The organism is Caballeronia arvi (genome assembly GCF_001544695.2).
Lineage (GTDB): Bacteria > Pseudomonadota > Gammaproteobacteria > Burkholderiales > Burkholderiaceae > Caballeronia > Caballeronia arvi.
In genome coordinates, this window is the sequence record NZ_FCOM02000017.1 from 71,240 (window position 1) to 92,100 (window position 20,861).

Annotated in this window: 20 protein-coding genes; 7 read left to right on the forward strand and 13 right to left on the reverse strand. The window is 63.0% G+C overall.

Annotation, left to right across the window (positions count from 1 at the left end):
* Positions 1-65 precede the first annotated feature (65 nt).
* The 6 genes from AWB74_RS20185 to AWB74_RS20210 all read left to right on the forward strand — a co-directional run bounded on the left by AWB74_RS20185 (position 66) and on the right by AWB74_RS20210 (position 6,415).
* On the forward strand, positions 66-1,142 hold the full coding sequence (locus AWB74_RS20185) for an ABC transporter ATP-binding protein (protein WP_061148501.1): 1,077 nt from the start codon (positions 66-68) through the stop codon (positions 1,140-1,142).
* 70 nt (positions 1,143-1,212) lie between these two features.
* The gene (locus tag AWB74_RS20190) at positions 1,213-1,926 is read left to right on the forward strand and encodes an HAD-IA family hydrolase (RefSeq protein ID WP_061148502.1); all 714 of its coding nucleotides are present in this window, start codon (positions 1,213-1,215) and stop codon (positions 1,924-1,926) included.
* A gap of 5 nt (positions 1,927-1,931) precedes the next feature.
* Positions 1,932-3,266: an NAD(P)/FAD-dependent oxidoreductase gene (locus AWB74_RS20195; protein ID WP_061148503.1), complete on the forward strand. Its 1,335-nt coding sequence runs from the start codon at positions 1,932-1,934 to the stop codon at positions 3,264-3,266.
* Positions 3,263-4,174 (forward strand): ABC transporter permease, encoded by a 912-nt coding sequence (locus tag AWB74_RS20200; protein WP_061148504.1) that lies wholly within the window; start codon positions 3,263-3,265, stop codon positions 4,172-4,174. The genes AWB74_RS20195 and AWB74_RS20200 overlap by 4 nt, the downstream gene beginning before the upstream one ends.
* Positions 4,171-4,968, forward strand: a complete 798-nt coding sequence (locus AWB74_RS20205; RefSeq protein WP_061148505.1) for an ABC transporter permease — start codon at positions 4,171-4,173, stop codon at positions 4,966-4,968. Before AWB74_RS20200 ends, AWB74_RS20205 begins: the two co-directional genes overlap by 4 nt.
* Positions 4,969-4,987: 19 nt before the next feature.
* Complete coding sequence (locus AWB74_RS20210; protein ID WP_061148506.1) at positions 4,988-6,415, forward strand: aldehyde dehydrogenase family protein; 1,428 nt, start codon at positions 4,988-4,990, stop codon at positions 6,413-6,415.
* Here AWB74_RS20210 and AWB74_RS20215 read toward each other — a convergent pair.
* The 12 genes from AWB74_RS20215 to AWB74_RS20270 form a co-directional block, all read right to left on the reverse strand.
* A complete protein-coding gene (locus tag AWB74_RS20215; protein ID WP_061148507.1) occupies positions 6,403-8,127 on the reverse strand; it encodes a GMC family oxidoreductase in 1,725 nt (574 codons plus the stop codon). The two genes, AWB74_RS20210 and AWB74_RS20215, sit on opposite strands and share 13 nt — an antisense overlap.
* 15 nt (positions 8,128-8,142) lie before the next feature.
* Entirely contained in the window at positions 8,143-9,204 is a 1,062-nt protein-coding gene (locus AWB74_RS20220; RefSeq protein ID WP_061148508.1) for an ABC transporter substrate-binding protein, read from the reverse strand.
* A gap of 198 nt (positions 9,205-9,402) precedes the next feature.
* On the reverse strand, positions 9,403-9,747 hold the full coding sequence (locus AWB74_RS20225; RefSeq protein ID WP_061148509.1) for a cupin domain-containing protein: 345 nt from the start codon (positions 9,745-9,747) through the stop codon (positions 9,403-9,405).
* Positions 9,748-9,757: 10 nt separating this feature from the next.
* Positions 9,758-10,738 carry a M14 family metallopeptidase gene (locus AWB74_RS20230; protein WP_061148510.1) on the reverse strand — a complete coding sequence of 327 codons (981 nt, stop codon included), beginning with the start codon at positions 10,736-10,738 and terminating at the stop codon, positions 9,758-9,760.
* Positions 10,735-12,207, reverse strand: a complete 1,473-nt coding sequence (locus AWB74_RS20235; RefSeq protein ID WP_061148568.1) for an NAD-dependent succinate-semialdehyde dehydrogenase — start codon at positions 12,205-12,207, stop codon at positions 10,735-10,737. Before AWB74_RS20235 ends, AWB74_RS20230 begins: the two co-directional genes overlap by 4 nt.
* Before the next feature lie 17 nt (positions 12,208-12,224).
* Entirely contained in the window at positions 12,225-13,289 is a 1,065-nt protein-coding gene (locus AWB74_RS20240) for a tartrate dehydrogenase (RefSeq protein ID WP_061148511.1), read from the reverse strand.
* Positions 13,290-13,395: 106 nt separating this feature from the next.
* Entirely contained in the window at positions 13,396-13,893 is a 498-nt protein-coding gene (locus AWB74_RS20245; protein ID WP_061125287.1) for an Lrp/AsnC family transcriptional regulator, read from the reverse strand.
* Between the two features lie 43 nt (positions 13,894-13,936).
* Complete coding sequence (locus tag AWB74_RS20250) at positions 13,937-15,346, reverse strand: aspartate aminotransferase family protein (RefSeq protein WP_061148512.1); 1,410 nt, start codon at positions 15,344-15,346, stop codon at positions 13,937-13,939.
* Between the two features lie 163 nt (positions 15,347-15,509).
* Positions 15,510-16,436, reverse strand: coding sequence for a 2-hydroxyacid dehydrogenase (locus AWB74_RS20255; RefSeq protein ID WP_061148513.1), 927 nt, complete (start codon positions 16,434-16,436; stop codon positions 15,510-15,512).
* Positions 16,437-16,440: 4 nt separating this feature from the next.
* Entirely contained in the window at positions 16,441-17,313 is an 873-nt protein-coding gene (locus AWB74_RS20260) for a GNAT family N-acetyltransferase (protein ID WP_087039119.1), read from the reverse strand.
* A 69-nt stretch (positions 17,314-17,382) separates the two neighbouring features.
* On the reverse strand, positions 17,383-17,910 hold the full coding sequence (locus AWB74_RS20265; protein WP_061148515.1) for a DUF488 domain-containing protein: 528 nt from the start codon (positions 17,908-17,910) through the stop codon (positions 17,383-17,385).
* Positions 17,907-19,115, reverse strand: coding sequence for a YbfB/YjiJ family MFS transporter (locus AWB74_RS20270; RefSeq protein WP_061148516.1), 1,209 nt, complete (start codon positions 19,113-19,115; stop codon positions 17,907-17,909). The genes AWB74_RS20265 and AWB74_RS20270 overlap by 4 nt, the downstream gene beginning before the upstream one ends.
* Positions 19,116-19,210: 95 nt before the next feature.
* Here AWB74_RS20270 and AWB74_RS20275 point away from each other — a divergent pair, with 95 nt between their 5' ends.
* The gene (locus AWB74_RS20275; protein ID WP_061148517.1) at positions 19,211-20,083 is read left to right on the forward strand and encodes a LysR substrate-binding domain-containing protein; all 873 of its coding nucleotides are present in this window, start codon (positions 19,211-19,213) and stop codon (positions 20,081-20,083) included.
* A 22-nt stretch (positions 20,084-20,105) separates the two neighbouring features.
* Here the strand turns inward: AWB74_RS20275 and AWB74_RS20280 are convergent, their stop codons facing one another.
* Positions 20,106-20,729: a TetR/AcrR family transcriptional regulator gene (locus AWB74_RS20280; RefSeq protein WP_061148569.1), complete on the reverse strand. Its 624-nt coding sequence runs from the start codon at positions 20,727-20,729 to the stop codon at positions 20,106-20,108.
* Between the last annotated feature and the right edge of the window lie 132 nt (positions 20,730-20,861).

Here is a 20,861-nt window from a genome sequence, read left to right on the forward strand (position 1 = left end):
TGCCGTCAAAAACATCGCGACATAGTATTTTCCCAACCTCTCTCTTTTTGAATGAGACGAACGTCATGGACGCACGAGCAAAAACAGGGGTGTCGATCAGGTCCGCGACCAAGCGCTATGGCGCAGTGACGGCGCTGGAAGACGTATCGCTCGATATCGCGCCGGGCGAGTTCGTCTCGCTGCTCGGACCGTCGGGTTCGGGCAAGACGACGTTGCTCGGCATTCTCGGCGGCTTCGTGCAGCCGACATCGGGCAGCGTGTGGGTCGGCGAGCGTGACATTACATTTGCGCCGCCGCACAAGCGCGAGATCGGCATCGTGTTTCAGAACTACGCGCTCTTTCCGCACATGACGGTGGGCGAGAACGTTGCGTTCTCGTTGCGCGCGCGTCGCGAGCCGAAATCGACATGGGCGAAGCGTGTCGCCGAAGCGCTCGCGATGGTCGAGCTCAAAGGTTATGAAAGCCGCAGCATTCATCAGCTTTCCGGCGGGCAGAAGCAGCGCGTCGCACTTGCACGCGCAATCGTCTTTCAGCCGCAACTCATTTTGATGGACGAACCCTTGTCGGCGCTCGACAAGCAATTGCGCGAGACCATGCAGATCGAATTGCGCAGGCTGCATCGGCAACTCGGCGCGACCATCGTCAACGTGACGCACGATCAGCGCGAAGCACTCACGATGAGCGATCGCGTCGCGGTATTGAAGGACGGCAGGCTCGTGCAGATCGATACGCCCGAGCGCCTGTACGACCGTCCCTGCGATGCGTTCGTCGCGAGCTTCATCGGCGAAGCGACGATGCTCGATGTCACGCGCGCCGGCGACGATGCCGTGCGTCTCGGCGATACCGTTCTGCGCACCGCGCATCCCTTGCCGCGCGGCGAAAAGCTATTGCTCGCGGTGCAGACCGAAAAGCTCGTCATCGACGGCGAGCATCGTCATGCGAACGCCAATCGTCTTTCGTGCCGCGTGACCGAAGTGCTTTATCAAGGCGAGAGCCTGCGTGTGTTCGCCGCGCTCGCCGACGGCACCACCATCAGTCTTCGTCAACCCGGCAGCCATGAGGCGCGCAGGCGCATTCCGGCGCCGGGTGCATCGATGACCGTCGCACTCGATCCGCAGGACACGATCGTCGTGCCGGCCTGATTTTTTCACCGCCTGTGCACGGGCGATTTCGACTGCCAACGTAGCTGCGCAACCCGTAAAGGATGAAGCAATGAATCTCACCGATTTCAAGGTTCTGACGTTCGATGTCGTGGGCACGCTGATCAACTTCGAAAAGGGCGTGCTGGATTCGGTGCGCCGGCTCGGCGGCCCGAAGGCGCGCGACCTGACCGACGATCAGATTTTCGAGCCGTACATGGAAGGGCGCGCGATTCATCCGGGCCGCTCGAGTCATGAAATGGCGAACGTGTATCTGCATCTCGCGAAAAAGCTCGGCTTGCCCGACGATGCGCAATCGGCCGCCGCGTTTCAGCGTGACGTGCTCGAATGGCCCGCGTTCGAAGACTCCGTCGCAGCATTGAAGCGCCTGCGCAAGCACTTCCGTCTGGTCGCGATGACGAATGCGGACCGCGTCGCGTTGTCGGCGTATGCACACACGCTCGGCAATCCGTTCGACGATACCGTGTGCTGCGATGAAACCGGCGTCGCAAAGCCCGATCCGCAATTCTTCGCTTATAACCGCGGACGTCAGGCGGCTTTCGGCTACAAGTTCGAGGAGATTCTGCATACGGCGCAGAGCCAGTATCACGATATCGGCATTGCGACGCAGCTCGGTTACGCGACGTGCTGGATCGAGCGGCGTCAGGGCATGAAGGGTTTCGGCGCGACGCCGGTGCCCGAAAGCGTCACGACGCCGACGTGGAAGTTCGCGACGCTCGCAGCACTCGCGGATGCCGTCGACGCCGAAGTGCGCGCCGCGGCATAACGACGATGCGCGCCCCGACGACACAACCGCGCCCCCAACCCGAATCGCTGTGGCGGGCGATGGCTGCGCGCGTGCCCACGATGGACGCGCCCGTGAGCACGGGCGCACCGCTCGCACGCGATATCGATGTGGAAGTGGCGATCATCGGCGCGGGTTATTCGGGATTGAGCGCCGCGTATGCGCTGCAGAAACGCGGCGTCGAATGCGCGGTGCTCGATGCGAATCCGGTCGGCTGGGGTGCGAGCGGGCGCAATGGCGGCGTGGTGTCGTCGAAGTTTCGCGTGTCGTTTCCTGCGATTGCGAGTGCGCATGGCATCGATGTCGCGAAGCGCATGCATCGGCTCGCGCATGACGGCGTGCGCACCGTCGAAATGTTCGTCGATGAATTCAGGCTCGAACGGGCGCGCTTCGAGCACACGGGCAGCCTGCGCTGCGCGCATACGGATCGTGCGCTGGCATCGATATGCGCCGAAGCGGACTGGGTGCGCACGGCGCTGAACGATACCTCGATGAGCGTGCAATCGCGCGCGGAAGTGGAGCACGAGACCGGCTCGAAGGGTTTCGTCGGCGGCGTGCTGAGCGCGGACGCGGGTACGATCCTGCCGCTGGAATACGTGCGCGGCATCGCGGCCGGACTGACCGCGCGCGGCGTGAAGATCTACGAGTCGACGCCTGTCATCGACATGTCGCGCGCGCAGGATGGCCGTGTGCATTTGAAGGCGCCCGGCGGCACGGTGCGCGCGAAGCAGGTCATCGTCGCGACGAACGCGTATTCGAATCTGACCGATGCCACCGCTTCGTATCATCGCGAACTGGTTCCGTTCAGAAGCGCGATGATCGCGACCGCGCCATTGCCGCCCGAGATCGATCGCGAACTCATGGTCAATCGGCGCAGCTACACCGAAACGCGCCGCATGATGAAGTGGTTCCGCAAGGTCGATGGACGCATGCTCTTCGGCGGCCGCGATGCGTTCGGCAAGGAAGGCGAGCCGACCGGCTTCGATGCGCTGCAACGCGCGATGGTCGCGCTCCTTCCGCAATTGAAAGACGTGGCGGTGGACTATCGCTGGTCGGGTTATGTCGGCATGACGTTCAACGCATTGCCGCATGTCGGCCGCAGCGACGATGCCACCACATTCTGTCTCGGCTACAACGGCGCGGGTGTCGCGATGGCAAGTCTGATCGGCCAGCATGCAGCGGCGCTCGCCCTCGGCGACAAACCCGAGCTCGCGCTGCTCGCGCAAGATGGTTTGCGGCCCGTGCCGTTTCACGCGCTGCGCGCGCCGGGCGTGAGGTTCGTCGCCGCGTGGTATCAGTTTCTCGACGCCGTGGGTGCATGATGACGACAGCCAAACGGATTCTCCAGGACACCGCCGTGATGCCTTCCGCGACGATCGACCCTTCGGTGCGCCATCAGCGTCGTGAAGACCGCACGATGCTGCTGTTGATGGCGCCTGCGTTGCTGGTCATCGTCGTGCTGCTCGTCGTGCCGCTCGCGTGGCTGTCGTGGCAATCGTTCTATCACGACGGCGTGTTTTCCCTCGTCAATTACAAGCGTGTCTTCACGGGCGCGTATCTCGACACGTTTCTTCTCACGTTCAAGCTCAGCTTCATCGTGACGGCCATTACGTTGCTGCTCGGCTATCCGGTCGCGTACTTCGCGGCATCGATATCGCCGCGCTGGAGCGCGCTCGTGCTCGGCATGGTGATCCTGCCGTTCTGGACCAGCGTGCTCGTGCGCACGTATGCGTGGCTCGTGCTGTTGCAGCGCACGGGTCTCATCAACAAGACGCTGCTCGGCATGGGTCTCATCGATCGACCGTTGCAGCTTTCGTATAACCAGTTCGGCACCGTCATCGCGATGGTGCATATCCTCTTGCCGTTCATGGTGCTGCCGCTCTATTCCGCGATGCAGAAGATTCCGTCGAATCTGTCGCAAGCGGGTGCGAGCCTCGGCGGTTCGCCGTTGCATGTGTTCCTGCGCGTGTTTCTGCCGCTGTCGATGAGCGGCGTGCTTGCGGGCGTCACGCTCGTCTTCGTGCTGTGCCTCGGCTTCTACATCACGCCCGAACTGATGGGCGGCGGCAAGTCGATGATGGTGTCGATGATCGTGAGCCGCAACGTCGAAATCTATAACTCGTGGGGCGCGGCGAGTTCGGTGAGCGTGGTGCTGCTCATCTGCGTGTTCGCGATCTTCTATGCCGTGAGCCGCGTAATTCCGCTCGAAAAGACGCTGGGGGCGAAATGAATAGCGTATCGTTTGGCCGCGTGACGCTCGGCGCATCGGTGATGCTGATACTCGCGTTTCTGATGATTCCCGTGGTGATCGTCGTGCCGCTGTCGTTTTCGGATGCGCGCTTTCTGACGTTTCCGCCGCCCGCGTATTCGCTGCGCTGGTATCACGCATTCTTCGATAACCCCGCGTGGATCGACGCCGCGAAAACGACCTTTGCGGCATCGTCATGCGCGGCGCTGATCGCGACACCTCTTGGCATCGCGGCGGCGTATGGCATTCAGTACGGGTCGCACTGGTCCTTGCGCTACTTGCGCCCGCTGCTGATGCTGCCGCTGATGGTGCCGATCATCATCGTCGCGGTGGGCGTGTTCTTCGTCTTCACGCAGATGGGTTATGTGAATACGCTCGGCGGCCTTGTCATCGCCGATACGATGCTCGGCCTGCCTTATGTGCTGATCTCCGTCGGCGCGGATTTGCGCACCTTCGACCGCACGCAGGAAATGGTCGCGCGCAGTCTCGGCATGAACCGCTTTCGCGCGTTCATGGCGGTGACGCTGCCGCAGATCAAGGCGAGCGTGATTTCGGGTGCGGTGTTCGTGTTCATTCAGGCGCTCGATGAAACCGTCGTCGCGCTGTTCATTTCCGGCGGCAATAACCAGACGCTCACGCGCCGCATGTTCGTCACGTTGCGCGATGAAATCGATCCGACGATTGCCGCCATCAGCACCATGCTGACCGCGCTGACCTTGTGTCTCGTGATGATCGTCGTCGTGAGCCGGCGATCGTCGGCTGCGGCGCGGGCCTGATTCCTTCACTACGGAACCTATGCGACATCTACAGCAGTTTTATATCGACGGCGATTGGGTCGAGCCGTCCGGCAGCGCGCGCTTGCCTGTCATCGATCCGGGGACGGAAGAGACGATCGGCGAAGTCGCGCTTGGGCATGCGCGCGATGCCGATCGCGCGGTGGCTGCTGCGCGGCGCGCGTTTGCATCGTATTCGCAGACGAGCATCGAAGAACGGGTTGCGTTGCTTCGACGTTTGCTCGATGCCTACATCGCACGCTATGACGAGATGGCCGAAGTCATCTCGCGCGAGATCGGCGCGCCGGCGAAGCTCTCGCATGCGTGGCAAGCGGCGCTCGGCAAGCGGCACATCGAGGAAACGCTGCGCACGGTCGAGCGCTTTCAGTGGCAGCGCAGAAAGGGCACGACGCTCGTCAATCACGAGCCGGTTGGCGTGGCCGCGCTCATCACGCCGTGGAACTGGCCGATCAATCAGATCGTCTGCAAGGTCGCGCCCGCGCTCGCGGCGGGCTGCACGGTCGTGCTCAAGCCGAGCGAAGTATCGCCGATGAACGCGGTGCTGTTCGCCGAGATCATCGATGCGGCAGGCGTGCCCAAGGGCGTCTTCAATCTCGTCAATGGCGATGGCCCGACGGTCGGCGCGGCGCTTGCCGGGCATCCGGATGTCGATATGGTGTCGTTCACCGGATCGACGCGCGCGGGTATCGAGATCGCGAAGCTGGCCGCGCCGACAGTCAAGCGCGTGCATCAGGAGCTGGGCGGCAAGTCGGCCAACATCCTGCTCGACGATGCCGATTTCGACGTGGCGGTGACGGCGGGCGTGAACGCGTGCTTCAGCAACAGCGGGCAGTCGTGCAATGCGCCGACGCGCATGCTCGTGCCCGCGTCGCGACATGATGAAGCGGTTGCGATTGCATTGCGCGCGGCGCAGAAGCATCGCGTGGGACCGGCCAACGATCCCGCGACGACGATGGGCCCCGTCGTCAGCGATGTGCAGTTCGGGCGCGTGCAAAGGTTGATCGGTATCGGTATTGAAGAAGGCGCGGTATTGGTGACGGGCGGCGCAGGACGTCCCGATGGGCTCGAACGCGGCTATTACGTGAAGCCGACCGTGTTCGCGAACGTGATTCCGTCGATGACGATTGCGCGTGAAGAAATCTTCGGGCCGGTGCTCGCGATCATGCCGTATCGCGATGAAGAGGAGGCCATCGCCATTGCGAACGATACGCCGTATGGACTCGCGGCTTACGTGCAGTCGGCGAATCAGGCGCGCGCGCGGCGTGTGGCGATGAGAATGCGCGCGGGCAGTGTGTACGTGAATTATCCGGCGTGGGATCCGGGCTCGCCGTTTGGCGGTTACAAGCAGTCGGGGAACGGGCGAGAGTATGGGGAGTGGGGATTGGAGGCGTTTCTGGAGGTGAAGGGGATTGTGGGTTATGGGGAGTAGTCGAGGGTCTGGGCGGAGGTTGCGCGTTGGTCGGGTGATCTGCCGCGCAACCCATCCGCCACTCTCTCCGCGATCATGATCGTCGGCACATTCGTATTGGCGCAAGGAATCGACGGCATCAGCGACGCATCGCACACATACAGCCCCTCGACGCCATAGACCGCGCCATGCGAATCCGTCACCGCATGCGGATCGTTCGATGAACCCATGCGGCAAGTCCCCGAAGGATGCCACGTGCCACCGACATTGCGCATGACGAATGCGTTCATCGCTTCATCATCGCCGAGTAACTGATCGATACCGACGCCCTGCGTCACGACGCTTCTGACGAGCGCACCGCGCAACGGCCCTGCGATGTCGAGCAAGACGCTCAACACGCCGCGCTGCACGGCGTTCCATATGCCCGGCATCGCGACCGCCGCCACGCGCGGCGAATAACTCGACGGAAAGATCACATCGCGATGTGCGTTCATCGAAGGCGATGCGAGCACGCCAGCGCCGAAGCGCAGTGCGAGCTTGAGCCGTTCGAGATCGCGCGCGTCGGAGAGCATCGCGAAGTCGACTTCGGGTTCATCGAATGCATTCTTCGATGCAAGCGTCACGCGCCCGCGCGAATACGACTTGTTGACCCAGAAAAAGATCGTGCCGAGCCGATAGCCCACGGAATGCCAGCCCGAGCGCGAGAGAATCGCGCCGTGCATGTCGCCCTGCACGGTGTCAGGCAAGCCCGAAGAGAAGCGCACGATCGCCTGCTCGTGATGTTCGTCGCGAAACGGCGTACGTGCGCCGCGCGGCAGAAACGCGGACACGGCAATCGACGGATGCTCCATCAGATTGCGCCCGACGCCGGGACGATCCGCGCGCACGTCGATGCCGAGCGCGGCGAGTTCATCGGCGGGACCGATGCCGCTTCGCATCAACAACGCGGGACTGTGTATCGCACCCGCCGATACGATCACGCGTCGCGCGAGCATATCGTGGTGCGTGCCGTCATCGCGAACGATGCGCGCGCCGATTGCACGCTTGCCATCGAACAGAATGCGCTCGACGATATCGCCCGTGTGTATCGTCAGATTGCTGCGCGCGCGAACCGCATCGTCGAGATAACAGACGGACGTGGGAATGCGTTCGCCCTTCGCGCTGACCGCGATCGATCCGATGAACGTGCCGTCTTCCCACGGCCCGTTCTGATCGTCGTGCATCGGATGACCGCTTTCAGCAAGCGTGCCGAGGACTGCGCGCACGAACGGCGAAATGCGCGCCCAGGGCGCGCGTTGAACACGCAACGGTCCGGCGTTGCCATGCAGCGAGCCGCTGAAATCGCAATCCGTTTCGAGCTTGCGAAAGTAGGGCAGACACGTCTGCCAGTTCCAGCCCTGCGCGCCGAGCGTTTCCCATTCGTCGTAATCGGAGGGCGAGCCGCGATTGGCCATCAGCGCGTTGATCGCCGAGCCGCCGCCCAGAAGCCGCGCCTGTTCATAGCGGCGCAATGAAGCAACAGTGCTCATGCGCGCCTTCAACGCCTGCCAGATATTGCGCGTGTCGAGATAGGCGCGGCCCGGATAACGGCTGCGAATCGCATCGGGCATCGTGCGCGCGGAAATATCGCGGCCCGCTTCGACGAGGCACACGTTCACGCGCGCATCTTCGGAAAGGCGCGCGGCCAGCACGCAGCCGGCCGAGCCGCCGCCCAGAATCAGCGTATCGAACACGACAAGGTCGTCGCGCTATTGCATGAACTTGAGCCAGCGCGCCTTCGCCTGAATGCCCGGTTCCGATGCCCACCATTCCTCCGACAACAACGCCTGCTTCGCCGCATTCGCGGGCGCGCTCGGCAATTCGGCCGCGCGCTTTTCAGTGATCTTGCCGGTCTTGAATGCGGCAGGATTGCCGGGGCCGTAATCGATATACAACGGCAGATTCGCCTGCAATTCCGGCGATACGGCGGCATTCAGGAAGCGCACCGCGTCATTCATGTTCGGCGCATTCTTCAAAATGCAGAGCTGCGTGTTTTGCAGAATGCCATCGTTGAACGTGAAGGCGACGTCGGGAACGTCCTTCATCACGGCGCTCGCGCGGCCGTTCCAGATCATCGTCATGTCGACTTCGCCGTCGTGCAGCAATTGCGCCGACTGCCCGCCCGAGGTCCACCATACCGTGATGTTCGGCTTGATCTGTTCGAGCTTCTTGAACGCGCGATCCACATCGAGCGGATACAGCTTGTCGCGCGGCACGCCATCGGCGAGCAACGCGGCTTCGAGCACGGTCGTCGGGTCGTTGCGCAAGGCACGCGTGCCGGGGAAGTTCTTCACGTCCCAGAAGTCCTTCCAGTTTTGCGGCACCTTCTTCAGCGTCTTCTTGTTATAGGCGATGACCGTCGAATAGAACTCGTACGCCACTGAATACGGCGTGCGATATTTCTCGGGAATGGCCGCCGCATTGGGAATCTTCGAGAAGTCGAGCTTTTCCAACAGGCCTTCGCGACCGCCGCGCAGACAATTCGATGTCGGCGTATCGACCACATCCCAGATCGGCTTGCCGGTCGCGCCTTGCGCCTTGATCTGCGGCCACGCATCCGGAATGCTGTCCTGATTGATCGTGATGCCGAGCTCTTTCGCGGCGGGATCGAGTATCGCCTTCGTCTGCGCTTCCTGATACGCGCCGCCTTGCGATACGAACGTGATCTTGCCCGCGGCGAACGCCGGCGCCGTTCCCGCGATGGACAGCAGCAATGTCATCGCGAGCGGGCGAACGGGAATGAGCGGGCAGCGAAACCTTGCAATCTTCATCACGGCGTTTTCCTCGACAAGGTTGAAGCAGTGGACGTCTTGCAGGTCGCGCGGTCCCGCCCGCCTTCAACGTCAAGCGGGGACGACGCGAGGATGAATAAAAATATATTGAGTCAAATAGAAGCCGGCAACGCCGGAATTGTTGGAGTGACCATGACCTGATGTTATGTCAGGGCATTGGTCACGAACTATGCGTTTTTAAAAGATCACGTAGACCTTGCGCATGGTTTCATCGACTTCCCATGTGCCTTCCGTGTTCGCCGCGAAGAAAAGCGTGTCGCCGCCGCTGAAGTGAACGGTATTTTCGCCATCGGGCGTGAAGCGGCCGCTGCCCGCCAGAAAATGCATGACTTCCGCCTGCTTGACCGCGCGTCGATACGTGCCGGGCGTGCATTCGAACACGCCTGTATCGATCGCCTCGCTGCCCGGAATGACTTTCTGCACGCCGGATATCCTGATCTCCGGCGTGCCCGGAAGTCCGGCCGTGCCCCAATCTTCCAATCCGTTTATCGCAATGCTTTGCTTGATCTGCTGAACTTTCATGATGTGGTCTTCAATGGGATTTGATTCGACGTTCGATCTTGCCGAGCCGCACGACCGTCACGCCCGGCCGCAACTGACGCAGCGACGGCATCACGAGCATGCAATCGTCGTAGGGTGTCTTCACAGGCTCGCCATCCGACCAACCGATCACGCTGCCCGCTTCGGGAAACACTTCGAGGCCGGTGTAATCGTCGGCGAAACGGAAGTCCATGCTCTTCGCGACGACAGGTTCCGTCACGCGCACGACGAGCATTTCTTCGGGCGATGGCTGTATCCAGTCCGCAGGCAAGTCTTCTTTATCGACGATGCCGGATAGCACGAGAAAGCGCGCGGTCACATCGCGCGCGACCGTTACCGCGTTCGCTTCCCAGTGCTGTCCGCATTCGATGAGCAACGCGTTCTTCGCACTCGCCGGATCGCCGAAGCCTTCGTAATCGCGCATACGCCGGCCTTCGGGATGACCTTCGTCGCAGATGACGGTCGCGGGCGTGCCGAGCTTCGCCGACAATTCGATGCCTTTATCCAGCGGCCCGGCGACGATCAAGGGCTTGCTCTTTTCATGCATCGAATGGAGATCGAGCAGCAGATCCACAGTGTCGATGACAGGCCGCATCGCACGGGCGCGGCGCAGTTCGCTCGAATCGCGCGACGTATCGTCGAGCGCCTGCGCGGTCCATACGCGATTGAAGTCCTGATCGACGAAGCGCGATGCGTCCGGCTTGTCCGCGTCGAAGCGCTTATACGCATCGACATTCGCGAAGGCCAGCGTGAGCTTGCCTTTACGCGGGCGCAACTGCGCGCGCAGCAACGCATCGACCACGATTGCGCCGCACACTTCATTGCCGTGCGTGAGGGCGTTGATCATCACATGCGGACCGTCGACGCCCGAATCGAACGTATGCACATACGGCACGCCCTTATTGCCTGATGCGTGTGCGCCGATATCGGGAAACGCAATCTCGATCGGGTATGCGTTCAAATGCGCGTTCATTCGAGGCCGCCCTGACAGAGATATTTGATCGACAGATAATCGTCGAGACCGTACTTCGAGCCTTCGCGTCCATAGCCCGATTCCTTCACGCCGCCGAACGGCGCGGCTTCGCTCGAAATCGCGCCTTCGTTGATGCCGACCAGGCCCGTTTCGAGCAGACGCGACACGCGATCGATGCGCTTCGCGTTCTGGCTATAGAAGTACGATGCGAGGCCGAACGGCGTGTCGTTGGCGACGCGAAGGGCTTCCTCTTCATCATCGAAGCGGAAGAGCGGCACGACCGGGCCGAACGTTTCCTCGCAGCTCAGCTGCATCTCGGGCGTGGCGTCGGCGAGCACGGTCGGCGCGTAGTAGTTCGGGCCGCGTTCGGAAAGGCGCTTGCCGCCGGTGAGCACACGCGCGCCGCGTTTAACGGCATCGTTCACATGGCGCTCGATCTTCTCGACAGCGCGCGCGTTGATCATCGGGCCGATCTGCGCATCGGCGTCGGTGGCGGGGGCGACCTTCAATGCAGCGACGCGCTTCGTCAGCAACTCCGCGAATTTGTCATAGACGGACGATTGCACGTACACGCGATTCGGGCATACACAGGTCTGCCCGCCATTGCGGAACTTCGATGCCATCAGTCCCGTGACGGCGGCGTCGAGATCGGCGTCGTCGAACACGATGAAGGGCGCGTTGCCGCCGAGTTCCAGCGACAGCTTCTTCAACGTACCCGCCGATTCGCGCGCGAGATACTTGCCCACCGGCGTCGAGCCAGTGAAGGTGATCTTGCGCACGCGGCCGTCTTCGAGCCAGTCGGCGACGGCTTCCTGCGCGTTTTCGCGCGATGCGCTGATCAGATTCAACGCGCCCGCCGGCACGCCCGCTTCATGCGCGAGCATCACGAGCGCAAGCGCGGTGAGCGGCGTGTCTTCAGCCGGCTTGCCGATGACCGTGCAGCCCGCCGCGAGCGCGGGCGCGATCTTGCGCGCGATCATCGCGAGCGGAAAATTCCACGGCGTGATGGCCGCGACGATGCCCACCGGCTCCTTCACCGCGCTCATGCGCTTGCCGCGCTGCTGCTGCGGAATGATGTCGCCATAGATGCGCGTGGCTTCATCGGCGAACCAGGCGACATACGATGCGCCATACATCACTTCGCCGCGTCCTTCCGCGAAAGGCTTGCCTTGTTCGAGCGAGATGAGACGCCCGAGCGCATCCGCGTTCTCGACGATCAGCGCATGCCAGCGATGCAGCACGGCCGCGCGATCCTTCGGCAAGGTATCGCGCCAGGCGGGGAAGGCGCGCGCGGCAGCATCGGTGGCGGCGCGTGCATCGGCGGGGCCGCTGTCGGCCACTTGCGTGATGGTTTCGCCCGTCGCCGGGTCCGTGACCGCGAAGCGTTTGCCGCTCGCCGCGGGCACCCATTTACCGTCGATGAAGTTATCGGCGTGAATCAATTCCTTCAGTTCATAACGCTTGGTCATGATCGTCTCCAAATAAATCAGGCGAGCAATTGCGCGATGGCCGCGCCGACTTCCGCGGTGTTCGCCTTGCCGCCGAGATCGCCGGTATGCGGGCCTTCCTTCAACACTGCGGAGATCGCGGACAGCATCGCGTCATGCGCTTCGCGCTCGCCGAGAAAATCGAGCATCATCGCGGCGGACCAGATCATCGCGACCGGATTGGCAATGCCCTTGCCCGCGATATCCGGCGCCGATCCATGCACCGGCTCGAACAGCGACGGGAAGTTGCGCTCCGGATTCATGTTCGCCGATGGTGCAATGCCGATCGTGCCCGTGCATGCGGGGCCGAGATCCGAAAGAATGTCGCCGAAAAGATTGGTTGCGACGACCACATCGAAGCGATCCGGATTCAGCACGAAGCGCGCGCACAGAATGTCGATGTGCTGCTTGTCCCATTTGATCTCGGGATATTGCCCGGCGATTTCGGCAGCGCGCGCATCCCACCACGGCATGCTGATCGAAATGCCATTGCTCTTCGTCGCGACGGTGATTTTCTTCTCGCGCTTTTGCGCGAGATCGAATGCGAACTTCAGCACGCGTTCCGCGCCGTGGCGCGTGAAGATCGAAGTCTGCGAGACGAACTCGCGCTCGGTGCCTTCGAACGATACGCCGCCCACCGCCGAATACTCGCCTTCGGTGTTCTCGCGCACGATCATGAAGTCGATATCGCCCGCCTTGCGATTCGCAAGCGGCGAAGGCACGCCATCGAACAGGCGCGCCGGACGCAGATTGATGTATTGATCGAACTCGCGGCGAAACTTCAGCAGCGAGCCCCACAGCGAGATATGGTCCGGAACGGTATCGGGCCAGCCCACTGCGCCGAACAGAATCGCATCGGCGTCCTGCAGTTGGGCTTTCCAGTCGTCCGGCATCATCTGGCCATGCTGCGCGTAGTAGTCGCAGCTTGCCCACTCGATATGCTGGTACTCGAGCGCGATATCGAAACGCTTGCTGACGGCATCGAGCGCGCGCAATGCTTCGGGCATCACTTCCTTGCCGATGCCGTCGCCGGGGATCACGGCAATACGATAGGTGCTGGACATGTGCTACTCCGCGTGAAGTTATAGACGAGTTATCGACGTGAAAAAGCACGCGCGTGCAAATAAGCGCGAGCGTGCGTTCGAACAAAATAAGTTAGAGGCGGGCGCCTCAGTGATGGTTCTGCGAGAAGAGCGTTTCGAGCGGGTAATGCGTCTTCACGAACGACGTCTTGATGATGACGTAGCTGAAGTACTTCTCGATGCCGATACCGCGCTCCAGCAGCCCTTCGATGATGCTTTGGTAATGACTCACGCTGCGCGTGACGAACTTGAGCAGATAGTCGTAACCGCCGCTCGCCAGATGACATTCGACGATCTCGTCGACATCCTTCACGGCATTCACGAAGTTGATGAAGTCCTCGCGGCGATGATCCGCGAGGGTGACTTCCGTGAAAACCACTTGCACGTCGCCGAGCTTTTCGAGCTGAATCTGCGCGCCATAACCTACGATATAACCCGCCTTTTCCAGCCGCTTCACGCGAATCAGGCAAGGGCTGGGCGACAGACCGACCGCATCGGCGAGCTCCACGTTGGTGATGCGCCCGCGCTTCTGCAATTGCGAGAGGATACGCAGATCGATTCGGTCCAGCTTGCTGTCGTTGCTCATCGCGGCGGGGTTGGTCTCGCATGTCGGCGGTCGGTCGATGTTATCACGCAGCCGCGCGCGAACTGAAGCCCGATCCGCCCTTCAATGCGTCGCGCACCTCGCTTTGCGCGAGAACATCGTCGAGCGTTTTCGTGAGGCGCTCGAACAGCATGTCGAAGTTGGCTTCGGTATAGCAGAGCGCCGGCGCGAAGCCGAGAATGTTATCGCCGAAAGCGCGAAACACGAGGCCGTTGCCATAGGCTGCTGCCGCGATGCGATCCGGCAGTTTCAGCGCTGCATCGAAGCCGCGCTTGCTGTCTTTATCGGCGACGAGTTCGAGCGCGCCGAGCAAGCCGCGATGACGCGAATCGCCGACGAGCGGATGCGCGAGCAATGCATCGAGCCCTTGCGCGAAACGCGGCGCCCGCGCCTGGCCGTTCGCGAGCAGGCCGCCTTCGTGATAGAGCCGCATGACTTCGAGGCCGATGGCCGCACTCACCGGATGCGCCGAGTACGTGTGACCATGACCGACGGGAGCGGACATGTCACCGCCATCCTTGATGCCCTGATAGACCGCATCGGACATGAGGACCGCGCCCATCGGCGCATAGCCCGCGGTGAGGCCCTTGGCGACCGTCATCAGATCCGGCTCGACGCCTTCGCCTTCGCACGCGAACAGGGGACCGGTGCGGCCGAAGCCCGTGATGACTTCATCGGCGACGAAGAGAATGTCGAGCTTGCGGCATGCTTCGCGCATCGCCTTCAACCAGCCTGCGGGCGGCACGATCACGCCGCCCGAGCCTTGAATCGGCTCGCAGAAGAAGGCCGCGACATTGTCCGCGCCCAGCTCCGCGACCTTCGCTTCGAGCGCTTGCACGGAAGCCGCGATCAATGCGGCGTCGTCGGCGTAGTCGTTGCGATACGCATACGGCGACGGAATGTGATGCTGCGTCGGCAGCGGCAGATCGAAGTTGCGATGGAACGCGGGCAACGCAGTCAGCCCCGCGCCGATCGACGACGAACCGTGATAGCCGCGTTGCAGCGCGATGAAATGCTTCTTCGAAGGACGGCCGGTCGCGTTGTAGTAGTGCGTGATGAAGCGCAGCGCCGAATCGACGGCATCCGAGCCGCCGAGCGTGAAGTACACGTGTTGCAGCGATGCGGGCGCGAGCTCGGCGAGCTTCGCGGCCAGTTCGATCGCGGGCTCGGAGCCGAAGTGGAAATAGCCGGTCGCGTAGGGCAGCTTCGCCATCTGCTTCGCGGCGGCCTCGACGATGCTCGCGTGGCCATAACCCGTGTTCACGCACCACAGGCCCGAGAATGCGTCGAGCAGTTCCTTGCCTTCGATATCGCGCAGGAACACGCCATCGGCGGAATCGAGCACGGTGACGCCACGCGCCTCATGCGCGCGATAGCTGACGACGGGGTGGATCAGATGTTTGCGGTCGGACTCGACAAGCGATTGGTTCGGCATGATGCGGCTCTCTCTTCGCGAAGGGGTCGGAATGGCTCTTGACCGTTTCATACTAGCCGCGAAGCCCCAACGCGCGCATCGCCAAAAAAATCGTCAAAGAGAGCAAATGCGCTTTTTTCGGGGCGTGCGCAGCATTTTGTGCTGCGCACGCCGTGCGCTGGCTTCAGTAGCCGCGCGTGCGGTCGATCGCGCCGATCAGCGGCAGGCCCGCGCGATGGCGGCGCAGGTTGTCCAGCACCACATCGACGGCGGTTTCCGGACGCGTCGCGCTCGCGATATGCGGCGTCAGACGGACGCGCGGATGTGTCCAGAAAGCATGCTCGCGGGGCAAAGGCTCGGGATCGGTGACATCGAGAATCGCGGCATGAAGATGGCCGCTGTTCAACGCGTCGAGCAGATCCGGCTGAACGACGTGCGGGCCGCGTCCCACGTTGATGAACGATGCGCCTCTCGGCAGCCTGTCGAATACGCGCTTGTCGATGAGACCGCGCGTCGCGTCCGTGAGCGGCAACAGGCACACGAGGATATCGGTGCGGGCGAGAAAGGCATCGAAAGAATCGGCGCCCGCGAAACATTCGACGCCTTCTATCTCGTGCGCAGAACGGCTCCAGCCCGCGCAACGAAAGCCGAACAGTTTCAGCGTCTTCAATACGGCGGTGCCGAGCATGCCGAGGCCGAGCACGCCAACGCGGCGCGTCGATGCGGCGCGCACGGGCATTTCGCGCCATACGCGTTCGCGTTGCAGCGCGGCGTAATCGAAGAGATCGCGATGAATCGTGAGCACCGATTGCGTCACGTACTCGACCATGCCTTCAACGATGCCCGGCTCCGTCATCCGCACCACGGCGATATGCGGCGGCACGCCCGAGAGATCGAACTGATCGATGCCCGCGCCCGTCGAGAAGATCACTTCGAGATTGGGAAAGGTTTGCGTGACATCGGCGGGCGGTTCCCACGCGGCGAGATAGCGCACGGCGGCGGGATCGCCGATATCGGGCCATAAACGGAACGGCACGTCCGGCGCTTTCTCCGCGAAGAACTGCGCCCACTGCCTGCCGCGTTCGGGATTGGCTTTATAGAGGATCGTCATTCGCTTAGCCGAGTGCCTGATTGATGATCGCGAATTGCGCGACGGATGCATCGCGCGATGGCGCACCGTTGCGAGCCATCTTGATGACCGTATCGACGCGCTTCAGCCCGACGCGTTCGAGCCAGTCCGCGAGACCGCTTTCGTCCGGCGTGTCGATGCGCGTGAACCCGCCTTCGTTGCGCCCGAGCCAGTGCGCGATGAGCGCTTGCGCGCGGCGCACGTGCTGTCCATCGTCGGTGACGGAGACCACCGGGCCGATCGCATGGCCGCGCCCGAATTCGCGCATGAGCGCGAAGCCGAGCGCTTCTCCATCGCGTTCGAGCACGACGCCTTGCGCGACGTTCAGCAGCGAACGCAGCAGCACGCTTCTGTCGAATCCGCTCGCGCGCGATGCAAGCGCGACGAGCGTTTCAGTGTCGCGCGGTTCGATCGCGCGAATATGCTCGCCGCGCTGCAAGTCGATGCGCGGCACGGTGAAATCGGCGGATTGATGCTGATGTATCGCACCGATGCGCGTGAAGCCGAGCTTCGCGTAAAGCGGCTCGCCGGCGGGCGTCGCGTGCAGCACGGTAGTGCGTTCGCCGAGCGCTCCGAGCAGCAGTTCCATCAGCGTGCGGCCGATGCCCTTGCCCTGGCAATCCGGCGCGACGATCACCATGCCGAGCGATCCGCCGTTCTCGCCGAACGTCCAGAAAAGCGCGGTGCCGACGACACGATCGCCGTCCTGCGCGACGAAGCCCGCGCCGGCATCGTGGACGAAGCGCCAGTCATCGGCGCGATGCGGCCATTTCACTTCGACCGATAACGCGTGCGCCGCGGGGATATCGTCGGCGGTAAAAGGGCGATAGAGAAGAGTGGATGTTTCGGCGGGGGACACGGCATGCTCCACGTCAGAGAATGCCGCTTACTTTGACACGCACGCCATCGCGCGGATAGGACGATCCTGCTATGGATAGTGAACGGCGTCGGGAGACAGGACGGACGCGCCCTGCGTCAGATGCGCTTCTTCGATGCGGTCATCGCCCATGAGATGAAACACGGTCTCGCCGCGGGCAAGCAGATAGTCCGCGACGATGCGCCTATGACAGCGCCACCAGACCGCTTCCGAGCACATCACGGCGCAGCGTTTTTTGCGTCCGAGCTCGATCAGTTGTTCGAGGCCTTCGCGAAAGGAAGCCGAGAGCGCGTAGTCCGCGTAATTGTGAAAGCTCTGGTTCTCCCAGAAGCCATTCACATCGGGCGCGATGTCTTTCGACTTGGCGCGAAGCCCGCCGAGTTCCTTGATGCGCTCGTATCCGATTCGATGAGGTTCGAGGCTCGCGGGCAAGGTGTCCGCGTTGAACTGCGGATTCGTTCGGGATTTCGGCACGGTGCGGATATCGACGATCACCTCCACCGCTGCCGTGTGCAGCAGCGTCGCCAGTTCTTCGACCGTGCGGGTCGAATGGCCGACCGTGTAGAAGGGAAGGTTCATGCGCGCTTTGCAGCATGCAGCGTGCCGCGCATACCGAGCCAGGCCAGTCCCGCCGCGCCCAGCGCGAGCGCCGCCACGGCGATCCATAACGCGATGGAGAACGATCCGGTGTGCTCCGCGATCGGCGCGGCGACCAATGGTCCGACGATCTGCCCGAGGCCATAGGCCGCGGTCGCGTAACCCATCAGGCCGGCGGCGGCCTCGCCGCGCAAACGGCGCGCTTCGCGCATCGCGAACAAGGTGATGGCGGTGAACGGCAAGCCCAGCAGCAGGCTGCCGAGCCCGAAGCCGAGCGCGGTCGGAAACACGATGCCGAGACAGATGCCGAGCGCCTGAATGACATAGCACGCCGCCGACAGCAGCCGGTTGTCCCACGACAGCGGCAGCCGCGCGGCGATCAGCGCGCCTGCGATCAGCGCGAGACCGAACGCCGGCCAGAACAGGTCGGGCCACGGCGAGCCCGGCAACGCCTGCCGCGCGATCACGGGCAGAAACGTCGCGGTGATGATGTAGCCGAATCCCGCGAGACTGTAGAGGCCGACGAGCCCGATGGAATCGGCGCGCGTCGAGGCGGGCGGCGTGTTGTCGGCGGAACGCGCCTGGCTACGCGCCGCCGGTGCCCGGTGCGCGAAAGCCTTCCATACGATGACGCCCGCCACGCCCGAGCACAGCGCGAAGCCGATCCACACCGATGGCGCGGGCACGTCGAGCGCGGCGGCGACGGCGCCCAGCAGCCCCGTCGCGACGATGCCCACGCCCGGCCCCGCGTAGATCACGCCGCCGAGGCCGTGCGCGTCGAGTTCCGCGAGCCGTCGCAAGCCCCATTGCGAGGCGAACACGAACGCCCACGCGCTCCCGACACCCGCCGCGAAGCGGATCGCGGCCCACAGCCAGAAGAGATCGACGACGCCCATCGCGAGCGTCAGCAGGATCGTCGCTGCCAGCGCGAGCCGCACCATGCGCGCGTGATCGACGCGAATCGCCGCGCACGACAGCGCGCCGATCAGATAGCCGGCGTAGTTCGCCGATGCGAGCCAGCCGCCGTGACGGATATCGAGCGCGCCGCTTTTCAGCATCAGCGGCAGGAGCGGCGTGAACGCGAATCGCCCGACGCCGAGCGCCACCGCGAGCACGACGGCGCACGCGAGCGCGGCGTTTCGCGCGTGATGAGCGGGCAGCGAGGAAGCGTGGGCGGGCGAAGCCATAAATGGATCATAGAAGCGCAATGGAACGATCGTAGCTTGACCGCATCATCTTGAAAAATGAATAATCGAGATTCGATGCATCTTCGGAAAAGATCATGGATCTTGCAGCGCTGACGATTTTCCGGGCGGTCGTGCGCGAGAACGGCGTGACGCGCGCGGCGGCCAAGCTCAATCGCGTGCAGTCGAACGTGACGACGCGCATCCGTCAACTGGAGGAAACGCTCGGCACGGACCTCTTCATTCGCGATGGCCGCCGTCTCGTGCTGACGCCCGCGGGCGAAACGCTTCTGCCGTATGCGGAACGCCTGCTCGCGCTCGCCGAAGAAGCGCGTCACGCGGTCAGCGAGAACCGTCCGCAGGGGCGGCTGCGTCTCGGCACGATGGAGAGCACGGCGGCGAGCCGTCTGCCGCGCGTGCTGGCGACGTATCACCAGCGCTGGCCGCAGGTGACGCTGGAACTGGCGACGGGCGTGACGCGTGCGCTCATCGACAGCGTGCGCGCGTTCGAAATCGACGCGGCGGTGATCGCGCGCCCCATCGAGCCGGACGCACTGCCCGCTGAGCAGTTCGAATCCGTGCCGGTGTTTAGAGAAGAACTGGCGCTGATCACGCCGCGCGGGCGGAATCCCACCGCGATGGCCGACGATGCGGCCGGGCTGACGCTGGTTGCGTTCGAGCGCGGCTGCGCGTACCGCTCATACGCGATGCGCTGGTACGAGCGGCAGAAGATCAGGCCGGCGCGCGTGCTGGAGCTGGGTTCGTATCATGCGATCGTCGCGTGCGTGGCGGCGGGCGCGGGCGTCGCGGTCGCGCCGCGCTCGGTGCTCGAACTGGCGCGCCTGGGCGATGAAGTCGATCTGCATCCGATGGGCGTGCTCGGCCAGATCGACACGCTGCTGGTCTGGCGCAAGGGGCACTTTTCGGCGGCGCTTAATGCGATGCGGGATTTGCTGGCCGAAGGCGCCTGACGCGAGGATCGGCGTCGATCATCTATTGAAACTGGAAACCCCGCCGCGCATAAAACCGCTGCAATTCATGCTTCTTCGGCCGCACGCCGGTAAAGACCTCGACATATTCCGGAATCCGCAACATCCGGACGCCCATGTCCTCTTCGCTCTTCGTCGACACATAGCCCGCTTGCGTGAAATACGCCACGCGCGCGCGGACGTCCGCGGCGCGCGCTTCATAACCGAAGCGCGTGAACAGAGCCGTGAGCGCCTCGATGCGTTGCGCATCGTCTCGCGCCATATGCTCCGCGATTTCCGGCGATTGCTGCGCCCAGCTTCGCATCGCGGCGTCGAAGCGCGAATCGAAGATCGTCTCGTCGAACCAGCAATCGAAGACGTTCAACATCGCCTCGCACACGCTGTCCGCGTAGGCTTCCGTACGTTCGATCCAGTTGCCCGTGTTCTTCTGTTTCCATCGGTCGAGCAGAGCGGAAAGCAGTTCTTCGCGATCCTTGAAGAACCAGTAGAAACTCGTTCGCGACAGGTTCAGCTTCTTCGCCAGCGGAAGGATGCGGACCGCTTCCAGGCCGCCTTCGAGCAGGCTTTCATACGCCGCCTCCAGCCACATGTCGGCTGAACCGCGCACCACGTCCAGCGTCTCGTCCATTTCGGGTTTTCCCTCGTCAGGCATGCGTTCGTGTTCATCCACTGTACACCATTGTTTCCCTACTTGACACCTGTGTACAGTGCTTCTAATCTTGATTCACAACGCCGAATTTTCCTCACTCGCTCCGAAGAG

Bases quoted from the DNA above. Each gene is read 5' to 3' on its own strand.
- AWB74_RS20275 (WP_061148517.1), top strand. From the start codon at position 19,211: ATGGATCTTGCAGCGCTGACGATTTTCCGGGCGGTCGTGCGCGAGAAC.
- AWB74_RS20210 (WP_061148506.1), top strand. From the start codon at position 4,988: ATGCGACATCTACAGCAGTTTTATATCGACGGCGATTGGGTCGAGCCG.
- AWB74_RS20265 (WP_061148515.1), bottom strand. From the start codon at position 17,910: ATGAACCTTCCCTTCTACACGGTCGGCCATTCGACCCGCACGGTCGAA.
- AWB74_RS20240 (WP_061148511.1), bottom strand. From the start codon at position 13,289: ATGTCCAGCACCTATCGTATTGCCGTGATCCCCGGCGACGGCATCGGC.
- AWB74_RS20280 (WP_061148569.1), bottom strand. From the start codon at position 20,729: ATGGACGAGACGCTGGACGTGGTGCGCGGTTCAGCCGACATGTGGCTG.
- AWB74_RS20220 (WP_061148508.1), bottom strand. From the start codon at position 9,204: ATGAAGATTGCAAGGTTTCGCTGCCCGCTCATTCCCGTTCGCCCGCTC.
- AWB74_RS20185 (WP_061148501.1), top strand. From the start codon at position 66: ATGGACGCACGAGCAAAAACAGGGGTGTCGATCAGGTCCGCGACCAAG.
- AWB74_RS20245 (WP_061125287.1), bottom strand. From the start codon at position 13,893: ATGAGCAACGACAGCAAGCTGGACCGAATCGATCTGCGTATCCTCTCG.
- AWB74_RS20250 (WP_061148512.1), bottom strand. From the start codon at position 15,346: ATGCCGAACCAATCGCTTGTCGAGTCCGACCGCAAACATCTGATCCAC.
- AWB74_RS20225 (WP_061148509.1), bottom strand. From the start codon at position 9,747: ATGAAAGTTCAGCAGATCAAGCAAAGCATTGCGATAAACGGATTGGAA.
- AWB74_RS20200 (WP_061148504.1), top strand. From the start codon at position 3,263: ATGATGACGACAGCCAAACGGATTCTCCAGGACACCGCCGTGATGCCT.
- AWB74_RS20230 (WP_061148510.1), bottom strand. From the start codon at position 10,738: ATGAACGCGCATTTGAACGCATACCCGATCGAGATTGCGTTTCCCGAT.
- AWB74_RS20255 (WP_061148513.1), bottom strand. From the start codon at position 16,436: ATGACGATCCTCTATAAAGCCAATCCCGAACGCGGCAGGCAGTGGGCG.
- AWB74_RS20190 (WP_061148502.1), top strand. From the start codon at position 1,213: ATGAATCTCACCGATTTCAAGGTTCTGACGTTCGATGTCGTGGGCACG.
- AWB74_RS20205 (WP_061148505.1), top strand. From the start codon at position 4,171: ATGAATAGCGTATCGTTTGGCCGCGTGACGCTCGGCGCATCGGTGATG.
- AWB74_RS20235 (WP_061148568.1), bottom strand. From the start codon at position 12,207: ATGACCAAGCGTTATGAACTGAAGGAATTGATTCACGCCGATAACTTC.
- AWB74_RS20270 (WP_061148516.1), bottom strand. From the start codon at position 19,115: ATGGCTTCGCCCGCCCACGCTTCCTCGCTGCCCGCTCATCACGCGCGA.
- AWB74_RS20195 (WP_061148503.1), top strand. From the start codon at position 1,932: ATGCGCGCCCCGACGACACAACCGCGCCCCCAACCCGAATCGCTGTGG.